This window comes from Actinoplanes lobatus (assembly GCF_014205215.1).
Lineage (GTDB): Bacteria > Actinomycetota > Actinomycetes > Mycobacteriales > Micromonosporaceae > Actinoplanes > Actinoplanes lobatus.
Genome location: NZ_JACHNC010000001.1, coordinates 1,778,999 through 1,801,127 on the forward strand (window position 1 = coordinate 1,778,999; position 22,129 = coordinate 1,801,127).

Here is a 22,129-nt window from a genome sequence, read left to right on the forward strand (position 1 = left end):
CACGAATCGTAGTCAGCCGGAACCTGCCCGTGGGGCCGGTCGTTGCCCCATCCGACACCTTATGTCCGACTTGGTGGGTATCGACCGAACCCATCGTCCGATGTGGCCAGGAGAAGATCAGTGCGCAAGTTGTGGTGTGCCGGCGCCCTCGCCGGTGGAATCCTGCTCGGTGCGACCCCCGCGTGGGCCGACGACACTCTCGCCCCCGCGGCCGACGCCGGTCCCGGCGCCGCGGCCCCGGCGACCGGACAGGATCCCGCGGCCGGTCTCGGCGCCGCCCGGACCTCACTGCGCAACGCCCTCGGCTACGCGCTGGAACCCGGCAACGCCTGGCGGTTCGCCGCCGACCCGCTCAGCGGCCAGCCCCTGCTTCAGGTGGAGCCCGGAACGGCTCGCAACGCGCCCTCCCTCGAGGACCACCCGGACGGCCGCAGGAACGCCAGGAGCGGCCGGCGGCTCCTGCCCGCCGCGGACGTCATCCGCGGCACCGTACCGGCGGCGACCCGCCGGTACGGCGCCTCCCCGTCCTCGAGCCTCCCGGTTCCGGTGAGCCTCGCCGGGCTGCTGTCCCAGAACTTCCCCTCGATCACCGGGCTCGGCCCCTCCGGGGTGTCGCCGGCCGCGCCGCCGGCGAACACCAGGGTCCGCCGGCCCGCCCCCGACGAGCGCCCGTTCGCGCCGCGCCTGGAACACGACAAGGGCGACTACGCACTGCTCGGCGGCCTGGCCGGCGCGAACCCGGTGCGCATGCTCGACCGCGACATCACCGACCTCCCCGCCGACGTGGCCGGCATGCCCCTCGGCGGCGAGCTGACCGACCCCAACCCGGCCGACAAGAAGGTCGGCGACTCGAAGGCGGACGACCCGAAGTCCGCCCCCGAGGCCCCGGACGCCGGATCGAACGAGGCGCCCAGCCGTCCGAAGGCGATCCCGGGCGACCCGGCCATCGACGACCCCCGCCTGCACGAGGAGCCGGTCGACGGCTTCGTCGACCGCAGCACCGACTAGACGTCACTCCAGCGAGAGCGCGCGCCGCCAACGTCCAGCGGCGCGCGCTCTCGCGCGTTCAGTCCTGGTTGAGATCCCAGCTGAGCAGGGTGAACGTCATCTCCTCGAGCGCACCGGCCCGGCGGTAGGTGGCCAGGGCCGCCTTGTTGTCGTTCTCGGTGGCCACCCACATGCCGTAGCAGCCCCGGCCGCGGGCCAGTTCGGCGAGCGCGTCGACCAGTGCCGCGCCGATCCCCTGGAGGCGGGCCACCGGCGCCACCCCCAGCTCGTAGACGAGCATCTCGGTGCCCTTGTCCGGGTGGGTGGTCTCGACCCCGGTGATCATGCCGACCGGCCGGTCGGCGTCATCGTAGGCCAGCAGTAGATGGTGGGTGGGGTCGGCGAGGAAGCGGCGGGTGGCGGCCTCGATCGGCGGCGCGTCGAAGAGATCGGCCGCGCGGTGGACCTCGGCCTCGGCGGTGACCCGTTCGATGCGCATGCCGCCACGATAACCAGCCGGCCGGAAGCTCGACAGGATGGCCATCGATGGTCGACTCGGTAGCATGACGGGCCGACGGGGGTGGCCGAGAAGGGCGGGGACATGGCGGGTCCGGGGGACGAGGATCGACCGACGGCTCCGGAGATCGAGTACTCCGATCCGGTCGACCCGTGGGCGACCGCCGAGGCCGCCGCAATCGCCGCCGGTGGACAGCCGGGCGGTTACACGCCGCACCCGTACCCCGGTGGCACCTGGACCATCCCGGGCGCGGTCGAGGCGACCGCGGAGGAGGAACCGCCGTGGAAGCGGCGGCGCACCTGGCTGTGGGCCGCTGGCGCGACGGTCGTCGTGGCCACCGCCGTCACCGCCGCCGCGGTGATCCTCTGGCCGGGTGTGTCCCCGATCGACTTCGTCCCGCTGGCGGAACCCCGACGGGTAACTCCCAGCGTGCCGGTCACCTCGGCGTTCGCCGACACCGAGGTGCTCGGCGACCGGGCCTACCTCGCGAGCGCCGACGACAACGGCACGCTGCGGGTGGTGGCCGCCGACACGACGGACGGGTCGACGCTGTGGGAGAGCGACGGCGCCGGTCAGGCCACCACGTGGAAATCGATGCTCGCGCTGCCCGACGTGGTGCTGCTCCACTCGGGTCCGGACTCGGCGACCAGCACGAGCCGGGTGGTGGCGCTGAACGCCGAGGACGGCAAGCGTCTCTGGGACAAGCGGATCGGCTCGTACGACGAGGTCCGCCCCGGTGCGAAGACCGTGCTGTGGACGGACCGGGAGACGAAACGGCTCGTCGGGATCGGGCTGTCCGACGGCGCCGAGAAGTGGACGCAGGCCGACCCGGACTCGTCGGCGATCCACCTGTCCACGACGATCGAGGATCTCGCCGGTCCGGCGGGCACGGCTGGGCGGTCCTTCTCCCCCGACTTCACCGACGACGAGCGGTTCGTCCAGATCGACGGCGACCAGACGGCCACGGTCCGCGACCTGAACACCGGGAAGGCCGTCGGCGATCCGCTGCCCAGCGTGGCGTCGACCAGCGACGAGATCGTGGTGCACAACGGCCGGCTCTACGTGCGGGGTTCCGCCGCGCCGCAGCGGATCCTCTCGTACGACCTGGGCCGGCTCACCGAGAACCCGGTCATCGTGCACACCGCCCCGCCGAACTCCTCGCTCAGCAAGCTGACCCCGTGCGGTGAGCGGCTCTGTTTCGTCCAGACGGAGAGCTACGACCGGACGAAGGACCGGGTCTTCGCGCTCGGCAGGAACGGCTGGCCGGAGCCGGTGGACGTGCCGGAGGTGGAGGACCTGGTCCCGGTCGGCGACGCCGTGCTGGCGGTCGGCGACGAGACCACCACCCTGATCGGCGCGTCCGGCCGGAAGGGCCGGACCGAGCAGGGCGTCACGGTACGCCTGGACGCCGGCAACATGCTGCGCTTCTCCGACGGCCTGACCACCTCGGTGACCGACCGGGCGGTCTGGGGCATCCCGCTCGGCGAGAGCGCCGTGCCGTTGGGGCAGCTCGCGGACGTACGGTCGGCGAGCTGCTCCTGGAACACCTCGGTGATCACCTGCGCCGCCGAGAAGGACTACGTGATCTACCGGTTCACCGACTGACGAGAAAGGGCGGCTCCCCGAGGGGAACCGCCCTTCTCCGTGGATCAATGCGTCAGATGCGGAGGCCCGAGCCGGCGTTGAAGACGTGCAGCGCGTTGGTGTGCGGCTGGACGAAGACCGTCTCACCCATGTGCGGCATGTTGCGGCGCTCGGTCCGGACGACGAACCGCTCCGAGCCGTGGGCCAGGTCGGCGTGACCGTAGACGTTGGCGTCCGAGCCGAGGTCCTCGACCAGGTCGACGACGATCGGCAGCGCGCCGGCGGACTCACCGACCACGTCGGCGGCCTCGGGACGGAAGCCGATGGTGACCTTGCCCTCGCCACCCTGCTGGGCCGCGGCGACCTGCTCGCGGGTCAGCGGGATGGTCAGCGGGCCGAAGGTGGCGCCCGCCTCGGTCAGCGGCACGGTCTTGATGTTCATGGCCGGGGAGCCCATGAAGCCGGCGACGAAGACGTTGCCGGGGGTGTCGTAGAGCGCCCGAGGGGTGTCCACCTGCTGCAGCACGCCGTCCAGCATGACCGCGACCCGGTGACCCATGGTCATGGCCTCGACCTGGTCGTGGGTGACGTAGACGGTGGTGACGCCGAGCTTGGCCTGCAGCGTGGCGATCTGCGAACGGGTCTGGACGCGGAGCTTGGCGTCGAGGTTCGACAGCGGCTCGTCCATGAGGAACACCTGCGGCTGGCGCACGATGGCGCGGCCCATGGCAACACGCTGACGCTGACCACCGGAGAGCGCCTTCGGCTTACGCGACAGGTACTCCTCGAGCTGGAGCAGCGCGGCGGCCTCCTTGACGGCGCGGTCGATCTCCGCCTTCGGGGTCTTGCGCAGCTTCAGGGCGAACGCCATGTTCTCGTACACCGTCATGTGCGGGTAGAGAGCGTAGTTCTGGAACACCATCGCGATGTCACGGGACTTCGGCGGGAGGTGCGTGACGTCCTTGTCGTTGATGAGGATGCGGCCGCGGTCCACGTCCTCCAGGCCGGCGAGCATGCGCAGGCTGGTGGACTTGCCACAACCGGAGGGGCCGACCAGGACGAGGAACTCTCCGTCGCCGATCTCGAGGTTCAGCTCGTTGACGGCGGGACGCTCGGTACCCGGGTAGATCCGGGAGGCCTTGTCATAGGTGACGGTAGCCATGGTGAATCGACTTCCTTTCCACCGGCAGGAACGTGCCGGACGATCCGAGTAGAAGGAACTGCGAGCGCCACCGTATTTGTTTTCTTCCGACCTGCCAAGATGGCGTTCACATCACAGGACGTTATGCTGAGGCCGTTCGCCCCTGTAGCTCAGATGGCTAGAGCACCCGTCTTGTAAACGGGAGGTCGTCGGTTCGATCCCGACCGGGGGCTCCACCGGGCCACCGCTGTCGCGACAACGATGGCCCCGTCGCATCCGGGTGGCTCAGCGTTGGGCCGCGGCCGCCACCGCCTCGATCTCCAGCAGCCATTGCTCGTCGTAGATGCCGGTGATGATCACGGTGACGGCCGGGTGGTGCCCGTCGAGCACACGCTGCCGGATCCGGGAGTTGGAGTCCCGCAGATCCCGCCGGCTCAGGAAGGTCGTCACCTTCACCAGATTCCGGTGGGTCATGCCGGCCGCCTCGAGCGAGGCGAGGATGTTACGCCACACCTGCTCGCACTGCTCCTCGAAGGCCTCCGGAACCGTGCCGTCCGGCCGCTGGGGAATCTGGCCGCTGATGAACAGCAGCCGGCTGCCGGACGGCACTTCGGCCGCTTGTACGTATCCCGGGCTCGGGATCTCCGTCAGGATCGGTGTCATGCAGGTGGTTGCCATGGCTGGTTACGCTCCCGGTGAAAAGGTCAGGCGTCGTCGCCTACCTTTGCTACCAGAGAACCGTCCCGGTTCGGCCGATTTGCGCCAGTGCGTCGCTCACGCAGCAGGATGAGCCCGAGAGCGATCACGAAGAAGGCGCCGGCGTAGAGCAGGCTCTCCCCGAAGAACGGGAGGATCGCCGCGGTGACCACGATGACGATCATGTTGAGCGCCCGGATCCCCCGTCCCACCAGGATCTTGCGGGCCGCCAGGAACGTCACGAGGAAGACCACGAGGAACGCGGCCGACGACGCCGTGATGATCATCGTCTCGTCCTCGCCGGAGATCGCGAGGATCGCCAGGAAGACCCCGTAGCCCGGCACCAGGAAGAGCAGTGCGGCCCACGGGACGCTGTGCCGCGCGGAAACCTTCGTCAGCACCTTGGGCAACAGGCCGTCCCGCGCCGTCGCGTAGATGACCCGGGAGGTTCCGAGTACCCAGGCGTTGGTCGCGAGCACGAGGAGGATCACCGCCACGATGTTGCCGACGATCGCGATGCTCCGCCCGGAGGCGATCTTGAGCAGGGTGCTGAACGCGGTGATCTGCTCGCCGCTCGCCGCCTCCGAGGGCACGACCAGGACGACGGTCAGCGCCATCATGAAATAGAGCACGCCGACGAGGAAGACGGCCAGGAAGATCGCGCGCGGGAAGGTCCGCTGCGGATCCACCACCTCCTCGGCGACCGGTGCGGCGTTCTCCCAGCCGATGAAGCCGAAGAAGCAGATGATCAGGGCGGATCCGACGGACATCCAGCCGTGCGGCGCGAACGGTGTCAGGTTGCCGGTGTCGGCGTGCGGCAGGGAGACCACGATGACCAGCACCAGGAAGCCGATGAGGCAGCCCAGCAGCACGGCCTGCACCCTCGTGCTGACCTTGATGCCGAGCAGGTTGAAGAGGATCGAGCCGAGGACGAACAGGAACCCGTAGCCGATGACCATGAGGTTGCTCGGCGCCGGATCCCAGATCGTGTAGAGGTAACGGAACGCGGCCAGGCCCAGCACCGGATTGGCCACCAGCAGGGTCAGGACGAGGAAGACCGACGACACCTGGGAGGCGCGCCGACCGTACGCGTGCTCGATGAACGCCGGGATGCCCCGGCTCGTCGGGTGCCGCATCGACAGGCGGGCGAAGATCAGCGCGAACGGATAGGAATAGATCACGAGGATCAGCCAGGCGAGCAGCGACAGAGGGCCGGCAGCTGCGGCCGCGTGTCCGGGGATGATCAGCACACCGACGCCGATCACCGAGGTGACATAGTGCACGATCAGGCCGGGCGCTCGCAGCGACCGGGTCAACGAGGATTGCTTCGTCTCCGAGGCGGTCATGGGAAACGGTCTCCTGTGCGTTCATGCGCTCGGCGCAGGCCGTGTCCCCGCCCCCGAAGGGGCTGGTCACACTGCCTGCGCCGGGCGTATCGCTGTCACGGGTCAGGTTGATCCACCAGGGCTCAGCTCAAGTACGTCCCCATCCGCTTGAAGTACTCGGCGGCGGGGATCTCGTCGCCCTCCGGTGGCTGCACGGTCACCACGATCAGACCGTGGGAGCCGGCCTCCCCGACCGGTCCACAGCCGACTGCCACGCCGCCCTCGGTACGCCGGATCACCCGGCCGGGAGTGCCGCCGTGGGCCGTCTCCGGCAGCCGGGCCACCTTGATCCGCACCTGTTCGCCCTCGTACGTCGTCCAGGCGTTGAGGTACGGGTCGGACTGCGCGCGCACCAGGTCGTAGACCTTCCGGCTCGGCTGGTTCCAGTCGATGCGCACGTCCGCCGGACCGATCCGGTGATAGAACGTCCGCAACGCCGGGTCCTGGGGCGTGCCGGTCCGGCCCTCGGCACGCGCCCGGATCGCGGTGCTGAGCGTCGGCACGTACTGTGCCGTGACCTGCTGGTAGAGCTCCCCAGCGGTGATCTCCGGCCCGATCGGCACCACGGTCCGGGCGACGACCGGGCCGGTGTCGAACTCCGGCTCCATGACGTGCACGGTGACGCCGGTCTCCGTCTCGCCGTTGCGAATCGCCCAGTTGATCGCGCCGAACCCGGAGTACTTCGGGAGCAGGGCGTCATGGACGTTCAGCGCGCCGAGCGGGGCCAGCGACAACAGCCCGGCGGGCAGACGGGTGCGCCAGTTCGTGGACACGATGAGGTCCGGCCGGGCGGCACGGATCCGGTCCGGCAGATCGGCCTCGGTCCCGTAGGCGGAGAGCATCACCGGCAGGTCGTGCCACTGCACCCGGTCCAGCACGTCCGGCTCGCCGAGTCCGCTGAAATCCACCGGATGGGTGACGACCAGGGGTACCTCGTGCTCGGCCAGCAGCCCGGTCAGGGCCACCCCACCGAGTTCGCCGTAGCCGAAGAAGACCACTCTCACGGTGCTTGTTCCTCTCTACTTCGACCCGCCCGGCACGGTCCGGAACCGCAGGCCGGTCATGCGGATGTACCCCTCCGGGTGGCTGAGGTCGTACGAGGTTGCCTGCTCAAACGTCACCAGACCGCGGTTGTACCGTGAACGTTCAGCCGCCCGCCGCTGAACGGTCACGTTGCCCTTGTAAAGGGCCACTTCGACCTCACCCGTTACATCGGTTTGACTGTAGTCGATAGCAGCCTGGAGCATGTGCCGTTCCGGAGCGAACCACAGTCCACGATAGACAAGGTTGGCGTATCGCGGCATGAGCTCCCGCTTGAGCAGCGCCACCTCACCGTCGAGGACCATCGCCTCGAGCGCCTGGTGCGCCGCGAGCAGCACGGTGGCGCCCGGCGATTCGTAGACGCCCCGGGTCTTCATGCCGAGGATGCGGTTCTCCACCATGTCGACGCGCCCGACGCCGTGCCGGCTGGCGAGTTCGTTGAGAAGGGCGAAGACCTCGGCCGGCGACCGCTCCTCGCCGTCGATCGACACCGGGTCGCCGGCCCGGAAGCCGATCCGCACCGTCTCGGGCTCGTCCACCGCGTCCCGGAGGTCACGGACCCGGAAGAAGACCCCGTTCGGCGCCGGCACCGCGGGATCCTCCAGCAGCTCACCCTCGTACGTGGTGTTCACCAGGTTGGCGTCCACCGAGTACGGCCGCTCCGCCGAACCGGTCCGGTCGATCGGGATGCCGTGGTCGGCCGCGAACGCGAGCAGTTCACTACGGGAATGCAGGTCCCACTCCCGCCACGGCGTGATGATCTTGATGTCGGGTTGCAGCGCCTGGTAGGCCAGCTCGAACCGGACCTGGTCGTTGCCCTTGCCGGTGGCGCCGTGCGCGACCGCGTCGGCGCCCACCTTGCGGGCGATCTCGATCTGCCGGGCGGAGATCAGTGGGCGGCCGATCGCCGAGCCCAGCAGATACCCGTCCTCGTACACGGCGTTGGCCCGCAGCACCGGGAAGACGTAGTCACGGGCGAACTCCTCGCGCAGGTCCTCGACGTAGACCTCGCTCGCGCCGATCTTGTACGCCTTGTCCCGGGCCCGGTCGAGTTCCTCGCCCTGCCCCAGGTCGGCGATGAAGGCCACCACCTCACACTGGTGACGTTCCCGCAGCCAGGCCAGGATCACCGAGGTGTCCAGCCCGCCGGAGTAGGCGAGGACGACCTTGCGCACGCCGTTGTTGTCAGACACTGAACAGGTCCTCCATGGTCTCGTGGCTGATCTGCTTGTTCAGGTCACGCTCGGCCGCGAACGCCATGTTCACGATCGTGCGGCGGCCGCCCGGCTCCAGCGGGTGCACCCGGTGCAGCGTGGTGTCGGTGCGCAGCAGGTACATGTCGCCGGGCCGGAGCGCGTACGAATGGATCGGATTGCCGATCAGATGCTGGAAGACCTGTGGGTCCTCCTTGTCCCAGCTCGTGTTCGGCACGGTCTGGACGAAGCCGCCCAGGTGCGTGGGCGGGACGTCGACCACGTAGATCACGCCGAAGCTGTAGTCGTCCCAGTGCCACCCGTGGGTGTCGCCTGGGCGCTCCAGATGGGTGATCACGTATTCCTCGGGCTGGTACGGGCAGTCCAGCACCGCCTCACCCGCCACCGCCGAGAGCGCACCACGCAGGGCGGGGGATTCGTACATCTCACGGACCACGCCGTCGTGGGCGCGGATGTCCTCGGCCGTGACGTTGCGCATCCGCCGCGGGCTGTTGCTGGTCTGCGGAAGGGTCAGGTCACGGCGGATCGACTGCTGCGCGATGAGGTCGTTGATCTCCGCGTCCACCCGGCGCTTGACCTCGTCCGGCAGCAGGTAGGAGATCAGCGCGAAGCCGGTCTCGTAGAAGGATTTCCGGGACAGCCAGTACTGCTCGCTGTCGACGCCGTTCTCCAGGTGACGCCCCACCTGAGCGTCAATTGTGGCGGTTGATTTTCCATGCAGGGACATGTTCGCCTTTCCTTTCCGGGCAGCACTGATCCCACTGAATCCGCGCCCACTGGGACCTATGGACGCTGAAACAGCGGCGTCAGAAACAAACGGTGAACAGTTTCTTGGCTTCGCGTGACCACGGCAGCCCGGCATCGCCGGGGCCGTCCAAGATGTCATCTGCGGTCCCCCATGTCACGCAAAAGCGGACATAGAGTCCATGGAAAGCGCTTCCCTCGCCACGAAACCTATAGGCCTCCGAGGCCGACCGTCAACGCATATGTCCAATGTAAACTCTGTCGCAAGATCCATTTAACAGTTGCACGCACAGGAGATTCAAAGGCATTCGAGGGGTCGCATCCGGGCATCGTCAAAGCTAGGCTGTGGCCCGCGAAACAGAATTCGGCGGCGCCGCAAAAGAAGTTGATCTCCGTAAATGTGACTCGTCTCTAACATCAGTACGCCCGCCGCCGATCCGGCCCGTACCTGGAGGTTCCGTGGGAGCACTGTCCGGCAAGCACGCCATGGTGACGGGAGCCGGCTCCGGCATCGGACGGGCCGTGGCCCGGACGTTCGCCGACGCCCGGGCGGCGGTCACCGTCGTCGACATCGACGCCGGCGCGGCCGAACAGGTGTGCCGCCGGATCGTCGACGCCGGGGGGACCGCCACCGCGGTCGTGGCCGACGTGTCGGAGCCGGGCGGATGCGACCGGGCCGTCGCCGCCGCCGTCGAGCGGCACGGTGGGATCGACGTTCTCTGCAACGCCGCCGGCATCATCCGGCGCGGAAGCGTCACCGAGATCAGCGAGGACGACTGGACCCGGGTGATGGCGGTGAACGTCGACTCGGTGTTCCTGCTGGGGCGCCGGGTCGTGCCGCTGATGGAGGCGGCCGGCGGCGGCAGCATCGTCTCCATCGCCTCCGGTTGGGGGCTCAAGGGTGGCGACCGTGCCGCGGTCTACTGCGCCTCCAAGGCGGCCGTGGTGAACCTGACCCGGGCCATGGCCATCGATCACGGCCCACGCGGCATCCGGGTCAACTGTGTCTGCCCGGGTGACACCGACACACCGATGCTGCGACAGGAAGCGGCTCAGCTGGGCGCCGAGACCACGGCTTTCCTGGCCGAGGCCGCCGAGCGGCCGCTGGCCCGGATCGGCCGCCCCGAGGAGATCGCCGCGGCCGTGCTCTTCCTCGCCGCCGACACCGGCAGTTTCGTCACCGGGGTGGCGCTCCCGGTGGACGGCGGCGGGATCGCCTGACGCCGACCCGCAACCTGGGAGGGACCGAATGACCGTCGACCATGAGGTGCTCGCCGGGCTCCGTGGCCGTGATCTGCTGGGGCTGGCGGATCTGTCCGCCGCCGAGATCGGGGCGCTGCTGCGACTGGCACACCACTACAAGCGGACCGGCGAGCGGAACAACCTGCTCGACCGCCGTGAGATCGGCATGCTGTTCAACGTCAGCTCCACCCGGACCCGGGTGTCCTTCCAGGTCGCCGCGCGGCATCTCGGCGCGCACGCGGAGCACTACCGGGCCGAGGACCTCCGGCTCGCGGTGGCCGAGACGCTGGAGGACACCGGCAAGGTCCTCAGCCGGTACCTCGACGCGCTGATCCTGCGCCACTACGACATGACCCGGTACGGCGAGGGGCACGCGGCCCTGACCATGCTCGCCGAGCGGAGCCCGGTCCCCGTGATCAACGCGCTCGACGACCACGAGCACCCCTGCCAGGTGCTCGCCGACCTGATGACGGTGCAGGAGCTGCACGGCCCGGATCCGACCGCCCCGCGGGTCGTGTTCACCTGGGCGTACTCGTCGCGGGCCAAGACACCGGGGGTGCCGCACTCCTGGCTTCTCGCCGCCGGCGCGCTGGGCATGAACCTCACGGTCGCCCACCCGCCCGAGTTCCCGCTGGACGCCGAGTACGTCAAGCGGAGCGCCGCGCTCGCACAGGACTCCGGAGGCCGGATCGAGTACGTCGACGACATGCGCGAGGCGGTCCGGGACGCCGACGTCGTGTACGTGCAGAGTTGGAAGTGCCTGTCCCGGGAGGGCGCCGACGAGGCCGCCCGCCGGGAGGCCCACCGGGACTGGCGGGTGAGCACCGAGGTGATGGATCTGGCCGCCCCGCATGCCGTCTACATGGACTGCCTGCCCAGCAATCGCGGCGAGGAGGTCGACGCCGAGGTGAAGGACGGTCCCCGCTCGATCATCTTCGACCAGGCGGAGAACCGGCTGCACGCGCAGAAGGCGATCCTGGCCGCGCTGCTGGCCCCTGCCGGCTCCGCCCTCTCCGGCGATCCCGACGGAGGGCTCCTTCGTTGATCTTGTATGAGTTCCGTCATGGTTGCCGCACTCGCTGCGGCACTGAGTCTGCCCAGCCCAGCCGCCTGGGCCACACCACCTTCGGAGTGGTCCCAGACCGGCTACGGCCCAGGTGCCACCTACTACAACCCGTATGAGCGCCGGCTCACCCCGGCAACGGTCAACGACATCAGGCGGCGATGGGACATCCCCACGCACGCCGCCCCGGAATGCGAGGTCGGCCGGGAACCGCTCGCCGGGGGCGATCTCCTCTACACCAGCGATCCGGGCGGCGTCGGGGCGTACGACCCGGCCACCGGGAAACGCCGCTGGCACGCCGACCTGCACGGCCGGGGTGTCACGCGGCTGGCCATGTCGGACGGGATCCTGGCCGTTCTCAGCTACGCCTGCACCAGCACGCGCAACTTCCTGACCACCTATCGCGCCTCGACCGGTTCCCGGCTCTGGGAGCTTCCCCTCGGCGCTCCCAGCCAGGACATGGTCATCGACCAGGGTGTGGTCGTGGTGGACGTCCGGCCGGATTTCGGCGCCTCCACCATCGCGCACCGGCTGGCCACCGGCGCCCGTCTGTGGAGACTGGGCGGGACCCGGGCCGACGGGCTGCTCTCGGCCGGCGGACGGCTGCTGCTGCGGCAGGAGGGCGCGGGCTCCCGAGCCGTCCTGATCACCACCGGCGCGACGCTCTGGGAGACCAAGGAGAACTGGTACGCCGTGGGCAGCGACCCGGCCGGCTCCCGGTTCTACGTCTCGAGCAGCAACGTCGGCCTGACCGCGGTCGACGCCGCCAACGGCCGGACGATCTGGGAGTCGACCTGGCATCCGTCCGCGGTGACCGCCGATGACAAGCAGCTCTACTTCCCGGAGAACCACAGCATCTACTGCTTGGACGCCGGCAACGGCCGGAAGCTCTGGTCGGTGCCTCTGGAGGACGGGGCCGGGCAGCCGGTCCGGGCCGGCGCGCTGCTCTACAGCCCGGCCGGCATCGGCGCGGCGCTGTCGATCGTCGAGGCGGAGACCGGTAAGCCGCGCAAGGGCGGCATGCCGAGCGACGAGAGCCACCCGCCGGTCGTCGCAGACGGCCGCCTATTCCTCACGGACGGCAACCGTCTGCGCGCCTACTTCTAGCCGGACTCAGCCCTGGGATCGGCGGCGGCTCACCTCGGCGAGGGTCACGGCCGCCGCCACGCTGGCGTTGAGCGACTCCACGTCGGAGGCCATCGGGATGCTCACCCGCAGGTCACAGGTCTCGCCGACGAGGCGGGACAGGCCGCGGCCCTCGGAGCCGACCACCACGAGCAGCGGCCCGACCGCGGCCTCCAACTGGTAGAGGTCGGTCTCGCCGTCGGCGTCCAGCCCGATGACGGTGAAGCCGGCCTTCTGCGCCGACTTGATCGCCCGGGTCAGGTTGACCACCTGCGACACCGGCACCCGTGCCGCCGCCCCGGCGCTGGTGCGCCAGGCGGTCGCGGTGATGCCGGCGGCCCGCCGCTCGGTCATGAAGACGCCGTGGCCACCGAAGGCGGCCACCGACCGGATCACGGCGCCCAGGTTGCGCGGGTCGGTGATGCCGTCCAGGGCCACCAGCAGCGGGGCGGTCTGCTCCAGCGCCGCGTTGACCAGGTCCTCGAAGTCCTCGTACGCGAACGGCGGCACCTGGAGCCCGACGCCCTGGTGCAGCACCCCGCCGGTCATCCGGTCCAGCTCGTTGCGGCTGATCTCCAGGATCGGGATGCCCCGGTCACCGGAGGTCCGGACGATCTCGGTGACCCGCTCGTCGATGTCGATGCCCTGCGCCACGTACAGCGCGGTGGCGGGCACCAGGGCCCGCAGCGCCTCGACCACCGGGTTGCGGCCGAGCAGCAGCTCGGGACCTTCCTTGGTCGGGTTGGAGCGGCGCCCCGGGGCGATCCGCGGCCCCCGCGGACCGCCGCCACGCACGCCGCCGCGGGACGACTGGGTCCGGGTGATCCCGGTCGCCCGGCCACCGCCGCGACCCCAGGTGGTGTCCTTGGTGCCGGGCATGCCGACCTTGGGCGCACGGCCCTCGGCGGCCGCTGCCCGGCGCTCCTTGTCCTGCTTACGGGCGGTCTTCTCGGGCAGCTTCTCGGTGCCCGAGTAGCCCTTGTGCCAGGGGCGCTCGTCGGCCGGCAGGGTCTTGCCCCGGCCCTTGAGCCCGGCGCGGTTCTTGCCGCCGGACCCCATGCTCGCCCCCTTCTTCGAGGTGGAGCGCTTGCTCGCATTGAACGAATTGCCGGCCATCAGTGCTGTTCTCCTACCGTCCAGCGCGGCCCGGTCGGAGTGTCCTCCACCTGAATACCCGCGTTCTTGAGCTGGTCCCGCACCGAATCGGCGGCAGCCCAGTCCTTACGTGCGCGGGCCTGGGCCCGCTGTTCCAATGCCAGGGCGACCAGGGAGTCGACCACCGGCTTGAGATCGTTGCCGCCCTCGCCGCCACTCCAGGCGCCGTCGAACGGGTCGAGGCCGAGCACCCCGAGCATGGCCCGGACCGCGGTCAGCGCGCCGCGAATGGCCGGCTCGTCACCGGCGGCCAGGGCGGTGTTGCCCTCCCGGATGGTGTCGTGCACGACCGCGAGCGCCGCCGACGTGTTCAGGTCGTCGTTCATCGCGTCGGCGAAGGCCGGCGGCACCGCCTTGGGCCGCCCGTTGCCGACCACCTCGGCCGCGCGCTGCACGAAGCCCTCGATCCGCCGGTAGGCGACCGCGGCCTCCCGCAGCGCCTCGTCGGAGTAGTCGATCCGCGAGCGGTAGTGCGGGCTGCCCAGGTAGTAGCGCAGCTCGACCGGGCGGATGCCGGCCTCGGCCACCGAGGTCAGGTCGATCACGTTGCCCAGCGACTTGCTCATCTTGGAGTCGCCGAGGTTGAGCAGCGCGTGGTGCACCCAGTAGCGGGCGAAGCCGAGACCGGCCGCCTTGGACTGGGCCACCTCGTTCTCGTGGTGCGGGAAGGTGAGGTCGAGACCGCCGCCGTGGATGTCGAACTCGTCGCCGAGGTAGCGCTGGGCCATGGCCGAGCACTCGATGTGCCAGCCGGGCCGGCCGCGGCCCCAGGGCGACGGCCAGTACGCGTCCTGCGGCTCGTCCGCCTTCACGCCCTTCCACAGGGCGAAGTCACGGTGGTCGCGCTTGTCGCGCACCGGGGCGTCGCCGGCGTCGCGCATGTCGTCCGGCCGCTGACCGGAGAGTGCGCCGTACTCACGGTAGGAGAGCACGTCGAAGTAGACGTCGGCGCAGTCGCCACCGCCCGGGTAGGCGTGCCCACGCTCGATCAGTGTCGCGATCAGATCGTGCATCTCGGTGATGTGCCCGGTGGCCAACGGCTCGTACGTCGGCGGCAGCACGTTGAGGGCGCGGTAGTCGCGCTCCAGCAGCAGCCGGTTCTCGTAGGCGATGGCCCACCACGGCCGCTTGTGCTCCAGCGACTTCTGAAGGATCTTGTCGTCCACGTCGGTGACGTTGCGGACGAAGGTGACCTCCAGCCCCTCGTGCAGCAGCCAGCGCCGCAGCACGTCGTAGTTGACGGCGGAGCGCAGGTGGCCGATGTGGGGCGAGGACTGCACGGTGACACCACACAGGTAGATCCCCGCCTGACCGGGCGTCAACGGGACGAAGTCCCGGACCGATCGGGTCGCGGTGTCATACAAGCGCAGAGTCACCGTACAAGGGTACCGGCCGTACGTCAGGGACGCGTCATCCGGAGCACGTCGAGCGCTTCGTCGAGCTGCGCCTCGGTGAGCTTGCCCGCCCCGACGTGGCCGCGCCCGATCACCACCTCGCGGATGGTCCGTCCGGTGGCGAGCGCCTCCTTGGCGATGGCGGCCGCCTCGTCGTAGCCGAGGTACCGGTTGAGCGGCGTGACGATCGACGGCGAACCCTCCGCGTACCCCCGGGCGATCTCCTCGTTCGCCTCCAGGCCCACCACGCAGCGGTCGGCGAAGAGGCGGGACACGGCGGCCAGCAGCCGGATCGACTCCAGCAGGTTGCGGGCCATCACCGGCAGCATCACGTTGAGCTCGAAGTCGCCCTGGGTGCCGGCGAAGGCGACCGTCGCGTCGTTGCCGATCACCTGGGCGGCGACCTGGCGGACCGCCTCGGGGACCACCGGGTTCACCTTGCCCGGCATGATCGACGAGCCGGGCTGGAGGTCGGGCAGGCGCAGCTCGCGCAGCCCGGCCCGGGGCCCGGAGCCCATCCAGCGGATGTCGTTGGCGATCTTGTAGAGGCCGGTCGCCACCACGCGCAGCTGGCCGGACGCCTCGACCAGCGCGTCCCGGGCGCCCTGCGCCTCGAAGTGGTCGCGGGCCTCGGTCAGCGGCAGGCCGGTCTCGTCGGCGAGCAGCCGGATCACCGCCTGCGCGAACCCGGGCGGTGTGTTCACCCCGGTGCCCACCGCGGTGCCGCCGAGCGGCAGCTCACCGAGCCGGGGCAGGGTCGCCTGGAGACGCTCGACGCCGTTGGTGACCTGTCGCGCGTACCCGGAGAACTCCTGTCCCAGGGTGACCGGGGTGGCGTCCATGAGATGCGTGCGGCCGCTCTTGACGATCTGCGCGAAATCCGCGGATTTCGCGGTCAGGACGGTGGCGAGATGCGCGAGCGCGGGGATCAGGTCCTGGCTGATCGCCTCGGTCGCGGCGACGTGGATCGACGAGGGGAAGACGTCGTTGGACGACTGGGAGGCGTTGACGTGGTCGTTCGGGTGCACCGGGCGGCCCAGGTCGCGGCTCGCCAGGGTGGCGATCACCTCGTTCGCGTTCATGTTGGACGAGGTGCCCGAGCCGGTCTGGAAGACGTCGACCGGGAACTGGTCGTCGTAGCCGCCGTCGGCCACGTGCGCCGCGGCGGTCGCGATCGACTCGGCCAGGTCCTTCTCCAGCACGCCGAGGCTCGCGTTGGCCCGCGCCGCGGCGCCCTTGATCCGGGCCAGCGCCCGGATGTGCGACGTCTCCAGCCCCCGGCCGGAGATCGGGAAGTTCTCCACCGCCCGCTGGGTCTGCGCACGCCACAGGGCCGCGGCCGGGACGCGCACCTCGCCCATCGTGTCGCGCTCGATCCGGAAACCACTCTCGTCGGTCGTCACCGGACCATCCTCTCTCGACCCTCGGCGGCCCGCAGCCGATCGGCCACCGCGAAGCGCTCCGGCGTGCCCATCCGCTCGAACAGCTCGAGCGCCCGGGCCCAGAGGCGCCGGGCCTCCTCCGGGTCGCTCACCGCGGCGCACTCGCCGATTCCGGCGAGGGCACGGGCCACGAAGAACGGGTGCCGGTCCGCGCGGGGCAGATCGATCAATCTCTGGTACGCCGCCCGCGCGGCCAACGGATCCCCGGACGCCCGGAGCGTGTCCCCGTAGTCGGCGAGGGTCTCCTGCTGCAACCGGATCTGGTTCATCCGGTCGGCGATACCGACCGAGAGCCGGTGCTCGGCCAGCGCCGCCTCGTAGTCGCCCTGGAGGGCCAGGACCACGCCGAGCGCCGCGCGCACCTCGGCCTCCAGCGGGGTCAGCGAGTTTTCCAGGACGATCCGCAGGGCGATCTCCAGGTACCGCCGGTCGGACGACAGGGTGCTCAGGCCGAGACTGCGCTTGTTGCGCTGCATCTGCATGAGGCATCCGGAGATCTCGTGCGCCTCGCCGGGGTAGCGGGCGGACATCAGCCGGAGCCGGTCGGTGCGCAGCGCCTCCTCGTACCGGCCGAGCCGCCGCAGAGCGATGCCCAGTTGAGTGGTCGCGCACAGCGGGCTGATCGGCAGCCGGGCCAGGCAGGCGAGCCGGATCGCCTCCTCCGCGCTCGTCACCGCCTCGGCGAACCGGCCGGTGGCGACCAGCACCGATGCCAGGTTCGACAGGCCCTGCGTCCGGCCCCGCAGGTCGCCCTGCCGCACCCGGATCGCGTTGGCCTCCTGGAGGTACTCCAGCGTCCGGTCGTAGTCGGCGACCCGGTAGTGGTAGGAGGCCACGTAGTTCGCCATCATCGCGATCCCGTCCAGGTCGCCGGCCTCGCGCGCGATGGCCAGGCCACGCTCGTGCAGGGTCACGACGTCCTCGTTGTACCCGCGGTAGAAGAGCAGGTACCAGGCGGCCCGGGGGATGTACCACGCGTACCGGGGGTGCCCGGCCCGGACCGCCGCCTCCAGGAAGGCGCCCAGGTCCGGCCGGTGCAACTCCAGCCGCGCGGCCGGGTCGGTGATCGCCGCCCGGAGGTCGGGCCGCAGGTCCGGCACCTTCCCCAGGAAGGTGGCGAGGCTCTCTATGGTCGGCGGCGTGATGGCGGCCAGAGCGTGCGTCTCCAGGTTGAGCATCGCCAGGACGGCCGTGCCGCGCTCCGGTTCGGGCAGGCCCTCGGCGAGCAGCGCGCTGTACTCCCGGAGCAGGTCGTGCATGCGGAAGACGCCCGCCTCCGGCTCCTCCAGCAGGTGGACGTCGACCAGTTCGTCCAGCAGATCGCGGGCCTCGTCGAGGGGCAGGCCGGTGAGCGCCGCGGCGGCCGGCGCGTCGAGCAGCGTGCCCGGGAAGAGGCCGAGCAGCCGGTAGTGCCGCTGTTGGCACTCCGCGAGCTGGCCGAAGGAGAGCGCGAACGCGCTGGCCACGGTCCGGCTCTCCACCGCCAGCTCGGGCAGGGCCGCGTCGCCCAGCCGGCGGACCAGGTCGGCCACCCGCCAGCGGGGCCGGTGCGCGAGCCGGGCGCCGGCCAGCCGTACGGCGAGCGGCAGGCCACCGCAGCGCCGGACCACCTCGGCGGCCGCCTCCGGCTCGTCCCGTACCCGCTCGCCGGCGATCCGTTCGAGCAGGGTGATCGCCTCGTCCGGGTCCAGGACCGGCAGCGACTCCGGGTGCACGCCGTCCAGTCCGGCGAGCCGGCGGCGGCTGGTGACCACCGCGAAACTGCCCGCCGCGGTCGGCAGCAGGTCCGCCACCTGGGCGCTGGACGCGGCGTTGTCGAAGACCACCAGTGTCCGGCGGCGGGCCAACTCGGTACGCCAGAGCCCGACCCGGTCGACCAGGGCGGCCGGGATCATGTCGGCGGCGAGGCCGAGCTGGCGCAGCAGGACGAGCAGGGCGCCGGCCGGGTCGACCGGGTCGTGTTCGCTGTGCCCCTGGAGGTCGACGAAGAGGTGCGCGTCCGGGTACCGGTCGCCGATCAGGGTGGCGACGTGCAGCGCGAGGGTCGTCTTGCCGCTGCCGGCCATCCCGTCGATCACCAGGATCGCCGGTCCGGCCGGGTCGGCCGTGGACACCTCGCCGAGCAGCCGGCCGACCAGCCCGGACCGGCCGGTGAAGTCCCGGACGGTACGCGGCAGGCAGCGGATGACGTCGACCGGCGCCGACGGGCGGGCGGCCGCCGCGGGCACCGATCCGGCGAGCAGGTCACGGTGCAGTTCCTGGAGCTCCGGGCCGGGATCGATGCCCAGCTCGTCGCGGAGGGTGTCGCGGGCCCGCCGGAACTCGGCCAGCGCGTCGGCCTGCCGCCCGGCCCGGAACAGCGCCAGCATCAGCTGCCCGCGCAGCCGCTCCCGCAGCGGGAACCGGTCGACCAGGGCGGCCAGTTCGCCGAGCAGCTCCCGCGCCTGCCCGGCGGCCAGTTCCAGGTCCACCCAGTCCTCGACGGCGAGGGCCCGCCGCTCGTCCAGCATCGCGGCCGCCTGCCGGACCTCGGGGGCGTCGATCTCGGCGCACGCCGGGCCGCTCCACAGGTCCAGGGCCGCCCGGTACGCGGTACGGGCCCGCTCGGGAGCGGCCGTGCGCGCCTCCTCGACGAGCCGGAGGAACTCGGCGGAGTCCAGGTCGCCGGGATCGACGCGGATGCCGTATCCGGCCGGATCAGTGAGAATGACTCCGTCCGGGAGGATCCTGCGCAACCTGGACACACAGGTCTGCAACTGTCCGCGGGCGGTGGCCGGTGGCTCGGCACCCCAGACCGCCTCGGTGAGCTCGCCCACGCCGACGATCCGGCCGGGCCGGAGCAGCAGCATGGCGAGCACGATCCGCTCCCGGCCGGCCGTGACCGCTACCGGAAGTTCATTGTCAGTTACGGAGAGTATTCCCAGAATGCGGTAGCGCAAAGTGGCCATCCATTCCGTACGCGGCGATCAAAGGGTAGCCAGAACCGGCAAGAGTGGATCGACAGCGTTCCGATAGCGCGCCCCCGGAGAGTGGTGGGGCTACTCGCAACGGGGGAGGTACAGCCCGCTCGCGGTGAACACCCGCGAGCGGGCTGTTCGTTATTCAGTGATCACACAGAGTTGGCGGTCGTTGTCTTCGTTACGTAACGTCGGGTGGGTTTGGATGCCCCCGACGAAGAGGACCCTCTGATGCGAAGCGCCATCCTGGCCGTGCTCACCGGCGGCGTACTGCTCGGCAGCGCCGCCTGCGGGAGCGATCCGAAGCCGACCAGCGCCCCGCAGCCCGTCACATCGGCACGGATCGAGGCCACCCCGACCGCCTCGCCGTCGGCGCCGGACTACTCGGCCGACAACGACGTCGTGTGCCGCCGCCTCGACAAGGCCTTCACCACGGGGTTCGGCGACTTCGGCAAGGCGATCGGCAAGATGATCGCCTACAAGGAGGCCAAGGACAAGGCCGGCGCCGCCGCGGCCGAGAAGACCGCCGCCGCCGAGTTGCAGGCGGTGGCCACCGAGATCCGCAAGCAGGTCGCCACCGCGAAGAACCCGGATCTCAAGGCGTCCGCCATCGTCTCGGTGGGGAAGATCGAAACCAGCGCGAAGAACCGGGACTACATCGAGAAGATCAAGACCACCAAGGATCTGGACAAGAACCTCAAGATCCAGATCGCCGAGTGGCTGAACCCGGTGGCCGGCTACTGCGCGATCAGCTGACCACCGGTACGCCGGTCAGCGCCGGCCGATGCCCAGGACCGGCTTCGTCACCGCTTCGAAGAAGTCGTTGCCCTTGTCGTCGACCACGATGAAGGCCGGGAAGTCCTCGACCTCGATCTTCCAGACCGCCTCCATGCCGAGCTCCGGGAACTCCAGCACCTCGACGTGACGGATGCAGTCCTGGGCGAGGCGGGCCGCCGGGCCGCCGATCGAGCCGAGGTAGAACCCGCCGTGGGCCTGGCAGGCGTCGGTGACCTGCTTGGACCGGTTGCCCTTGGCGAGCATCACCATCGACCCACCGGCCGCCTGGAACTTCTCGACGTAGGAGTCCATCCGGCCGGCCGTGGTCGGCCCGAAGGAGCCGGAGGCGTACCCCTCGGGGGTCTTGGCCGGGCCGGCGTAGTAGACCGCGTGGTCGCGCAGGTAGTCCGGCATCGGCTGGCCGGCGTCGAGCCGCTCGGCGATCTTGGCGTGCGCGATGTCCCGGGCCACCACCAGCGGGCCGGTCAGCGACAGCCGGGTCTTCACCGGGTACTTGCTCAGCTCCGCGCGGATCTCGGCCATCGGCCTGTTCAGGTCGATGTTGACGACGGGCGACTCGTCCAGGTCGACGTCGGGCAGGTAGCGGGCCGGGTCGGTCTCCAGCCGCTCCAGCCACACGCCGGACGGGGTGATCTTGGCGACCGCCTGCCGGTCCGCCGAGCAGGAGACCGCGATCGCGACCGGGCAGGACGCGCCGTGCCGGGGCAGGCGGATCACCCGGACGTCGTGGCAGAAGTACCGTCCGCCGAACTGTGCGCCGATGCCGAAGTCCCGGGTCAGCTCCAGGACCGCGGCCTCCAGCTCCAGGTCACGGAAGCCGTGCGCCAGCATGGTGCCCGAGGTGGGCAGGTTGTCCAGGTACTTCGCGGAGGCCAGCTTCGCGGTCTTCAGCGCGTGCTCGGCGCTGGTGCCGCCGACGACCACGGCCAGGTGGTACGGCGGGCACGCCGACGTCCCGATGAGGCGCAGCTTCTCGTCCAGGAACTGCATCATCCGCTGCGGGTTCAGCAGCGCCTTCGTCTCCTGGTACAGGTACGACTTGTTGGCCGAGCCGCCGCCCTTGGCCATGAACAGGAACTTGTACGCGTCCGGCTGGCCACCCGGGTCCTCGGCGTACAGCTCGATCTGGGCCGGCAGGTTGGTCCCGGTGTTCTTCTCGTCCCACATGGTGATCGGGGCGAGCTGCGAGTACCGCAGGTTGAGCCGGGTGTAGGCCTGGTAGACGCCGAGGGCGATGGCCGCCTCGTCGGTGCCGTCGGTGAGCACGTGCCGGCCGCGCTTGCCCATCACGATCGCGGTGCCGGTGTCCTGGCACATCGGCAGCACCCCGCCGGCCGCGATGTTCGCGTTGCGCAGCAGGTCCAGCGCGACGAACCGGTCGTTCGGCGACGCCTTCGGGTCGTCGATGATCGAGCGCAGCTGGGCCAGGTGGGCGGGCCGCAGGTAGTGCGCGATGTCGTGCATCGCCTCCGCGGTGAGCTGGGTGAGCGCCGCCGGATCGACGGTCAGGAACCGTCGGCCGCCCGGACCCTCGACGACATCCACGCCCTCGTCGGTGACCAGGCGGTACTCGGTCATGTCCGCACCGGTCGGGAGGAGCGGCGAGTAGCTGAAATCGGCGCCTCTGCTCATGAGCGGCAAGCC

General features: G+C 70.4%; 18 protein-coding genes and 1 tRNA gene. 7 read left to right on the plus strand and 12 right to left on the minus strand.

What is annotated here, in order from left to right:
- Positions 1-120 precede the first annotated feature (120 nt).
- Positions 121-1,008, plus strand: a complete 888-nt coding sequence (locus tag BJ964_RS08015; RefSeq protein WP_188120087.1) for a hypothetical protein — start codon at positions 121-123, stop codon at positions 1,006-1,008.
- Positions 1,009-1,066: 58 nt separating this feature from the next.
- On the opposite strand, the gene BJ964_RS08020 is transcribed toward BJ964_RS08015, so the two are convergent.
- Entirely contained in the window at positions 1,067-1,486 is a 420-nt protein-coding gene (locus BJ964_RS08020; RefSeq protein ID WP_188120088.1) for a GNAT family N-acetyltransferase, read from the minus strand.
- A 102-nt stretch (positions 1,487-1,588) separates the two neighbouring features.
- Here BJ964_RS08020 and BJ964_RS08025 point away from each other — a divergent pair, with 102 nt between their 5' ends.
- A complete protein-coding gene (locus BJ964_RS08025) occupies positions 1,589-3,109 on the plus strand; it encodes an outer membrane protein assembly factor BamB family protein (RefSeq protein ID WP_188120089.1) in 1,521 nt (506 codons plus the stop codon).
- Positions 3,110-3,161: 52 nt separating this feature from the next.
- On the opposite strand, the gene BJ964_RS08030 is transcribed toward BJ964_RS08025, so the two are convergent.
- Positions 3,162-4,250 (minus strand): ABC transporter ATP-binding protein, encoded by a 1,089-nt coding sequence (locus tag BJ964_RS08030; protein ID WP_188120090.1) that lies wholly within the window; start codon positions 4,248-4,250, stop codon positions 3,162-3,164.
- Between the two features lie 138 nt (positions 4,251-4,388).
- On the opposite strand from BJ964_RS08030, the gene BJ964_RS08035 reads away from it, so the two are divergent.
- Positions 4,389-4,465 (plus strand) — tRNA-Thr (locus tag BJ964_RS08035).
- 49 nt (positions 4,466-4,514) lie between these two features.
- Here the strand turns inward: BJ964_RS08035 and BJ964_RS08040 are convergent.
- The 5 genes from BJ964_RS08040 to BJ964_RS08060 form a co-directional block, all read right to left on the minus strand.
- Positions 4,515-4,907 carry a RidA family protein gene (locus BJ964_RS08040; protein ID WP_188120091.1) on the minus strand — a complete coding sequence of 131 codons (393 nt, stop codon included), beginning with the start codon at positions 4,905-4,907 and terminating at the stop codon, positions 4,515-4,517.
- A 26-nt stretch (positions 4,908-4,933) separates the two neighbouring features.
- A complete protein-coding gene (locus tag BJ964_RS08045) occupies positions 4,934-6,271 on the minus strand; it encodes an APC family permease (RefSeq protein ID WP_188120092.1) in 1,338 nt (445 codons plus the stop codon).
- Between the two features lie 122 nt (positions 6,272-6,393).
- A complete protein-coding gene (locus tag BJ964_RS08050) occupies positions 6,394-7,314 on the minus strand; it encodes a methionyl-tRNA formyltransferase (protein ID WP_188120093.1) in 921 nt (306 codons plus the stop codon).
- 15 nt (positions 7,315-7,329) lie between these two features.
- Positions 7,330-8,544, minus strand: coding sequence for an argininosuccinate synthase (locus BJ964_RS08055; protein WP_188120094.1), 1,215 nt, complete (start codon positions 8,542-8,544; stop codon positions 7,330-7,332).
- On the minus strand, positions 8,537-9,250 hold the full coding sequence (locus tag BJ964_RS08060) for a HalD/BesD family halogenase (protein ID WP_188120095.1): 714 nt from the start codon (positions 9,248-9,250) through the stop codon (positions 8,537-8,539). The genes BJ964_RS08055 and BJ964_RS08060 overlap by 8 nt, the downstream gene beginning before the upstream one ends.
- 518 nt (positions 9,251-9,768) lie before the next feature.
- On the opposite strand from BJ964_RS08060, the gene BJ964_RS08065 reads away from it, so the two are divergent.
- Genes BJ964_RS08065 through BJ964_RS08075 form a run of 3 tightly spaced genes read left to right on the plus strand, consistent with a single transcriptional unit; the run spans position 9,769 to position 12,721 of the window.
- Complete coding sequence (locus BJ964_RS08065; protein ID WP_188120096.1) at positions 9,769-10,530, plus strand: SDR family NAD(P)-dependent oxidoreductase; 762 nt, start codon at positions 9,769-9,771, stop codon at positions 10,528-10,530.
- A 28-nt stretch (positions 10,531-10,558) separates the two neighbouring features.
- Positions 10,559-11,596, plus strand: coding sequence for an ornithine carbamoyltransferase (locus BJ964_RS08070; RefSeq protein ID WP_188120097.1), 1,038 nt, complete (start codon positions 10,559-10,561; stop codon positions 11,594-11,596).
- 18 nt (positions 11,597-11,614) lie between these two features.
- Positions 11,615-12,721, plus strand: a complete 1,107-nt coding sequence (locus BJ964_RS08075; RefSeq protein ID WP_188120098.1) for a PQQ-like beta-propeller repeat protein — start codon at positions 11,615-11,617, stop codon at positions 12,719-12,721.
- Between the two features lie 6 nt (positions 12,722-12,727).
- On the opposite strand, the gene rlmB is transcribed toward BJ964_RS08075, so the two are convergent.
- From rlmB to BJ964_RS08095, 4 genes are read right to left on the minus strand one after another with little or no spacing between them, the layout of a single operon-like run.
- Positions 12,728-13,855, minus strand: a complete 1,128-nt coding sequence (rlmB, locus tag BJ964_RS08080) for a 23S rRNA (guanosine(2251)-2'-O)-methyltransferase RlmB (RefSeq protein ID WP_188120099.1) — start codon at positions 13,853-13,855, stop codon at positions 12,728-12,730.
- Entirely contained in the window at positions 13,855-15,270 is a 1,416-nt protein-coding gene (cysS, locus tag BJ964_RS08085; RefSeq protein WP_188120100.1) for a cysteine--tRNA ligase, read from the minus strand. Before cysS ends, rlmB begins: the two co-directional genes overlap by 1 nt.
- Before the next feature lie 23 nt (positions 15,271-15,293).
- Positions 15,294-16,649: a class II fumarate hydratase gene (locus BJ964_RS08090; RefSeq protein WP_223150016.1), complete on the minus strand. Its 1,356-nt coding sequence runs from the start codon at positions 16,647-16,649 to the stop codon at positions 15,294-15,296.
- Positions 16,650-16,687: 38 nt separating this feature from the next.
- The gene (locus tag BJ964_RS08095; RefSeq protein WP_188120102.1) at positions 16,688-19,678 is read right to left on the minus strand and encodes an AfsR/SARP family transcriptional regulator; all 2,991 of its coding nucleotides are present in this window, start codon (positions 19,676-19,678) and stop codon (positions 16,688-16,690) included.
- A gap of 240 nt (positions 19,679-19,918) precedes the next feature.
- Here BJ964_RS08095 and BJ964_RS08100 point away from each other — a divergent pair, with 240 nt between their 5' ends.
- A complete protein-coding gene (locus tag BJ964_RS08100) occupies positions 19,919-20,443 on the plus strand; it encodes a hypothetical protein (RefSeq protein ID WP_188120103.1) in 525 nt (174 codons plus the stop codon).
- Between the two features lie 15 nt (positions 20,444-20,458).
- Here BJ964_RS08100 and BJ964_RS08105 read toward each other — a convergent pair whose 3' ends face one another.
- Complete coding sequence (locus BJ964_RS08105; RefSeq protein WP_188120104.1) at positions 20,459-22,117, minus strand: fumarate hydratase; 1,659 nt, start codon at positions 22,115-22,117, stop codon at positions 20,459-20,461.
- Positions 22,118-22,129: the final 12 nt, after the last annotated feature.

Coding starts and splice junctions, on each gene's coding strand:
- BJ964_RS08020 (WP_188120088.1), bottom strand. CDS start 1,486: ATGCGCATCGAACGGGTCACCGCCGAGGCCGAGGTCCACCGCGCGGCC.
- BJ964_RS08040 (WP_188120091.1), bottom strand. CDS start 4,907: ATGGCAACCACCTGCATGACACCGATCCTGACGGAGATCCCGAGCCCG.
- BJ964_RS08100 (WP_188120103.1), top strand. CDS start 19,919: ATGCGAAGCGCCATCCTGGCCGTGCTCACCGGCGGCGTACTGCTCGGC.
- BJ964_RS08105 (WP_188120104.1), bottom strand. CDS start 22,117: ATGAGCAGAGGCGCCGATTTCAGCTACTCGCCGCTCCTCCCGACCGGT.
- BJ964_RS08075 (WP_188120098.1), top strand. CDS start 11,615: ATGGTTGCCGCACTCGCTGCGGCACTGAGTCTGCCCAGCCCAGCCGCC.
- BJ964_RS08030 (WP_188120090.1), bottom strand. CDS start 4,250: ATGGCTACCGTCACCTATGACAAGGCCTCCCGGATCTACCCGGGTACC.
- rlmB (WP_188120099.1), bottom strand. CDS start 13,855: ATGGCCGGCAATTCGTTCAATGCGAGCAAGCGCTCCACCTCGAAGAAG.
- BJ964_RS08070 (WP_188120097.1), top strand. CDS start 10,559: ATGACCGTCGACCATGAGGTGCTCGCCGGGCTCCGTGGCCGTGATCTG.
- BJ964_RS08025 (WP_188120089.1), top strand. CDS start 1,589: ATGGCGGGTCCGGGGGACGAGGATCGACCGACGGCTCCGGAGATCGAG.
- BJ964_RS08090 (WP_223150016.1), bottom strand. CDS start 16,649: ATGGGCGAGGTGCGCGTCCCGGCCGCGGCCCTGTGGCGTGCGCAGACC.
- BJ964_RS08045 (WP_188120092.1), bottom strand. CDS start 6,271: ATGACCGCCTCGGAGACGAAGCAATCCTCGTTGACCCGGTCGCTGCGA.
- BJ964_RS08095 (WP_188120102.1), bottom strand. CDS start 19,678: ATGGCCACTTTGCGCTACCGCATTCTGGGAATACTCTCCGTAACTGAC.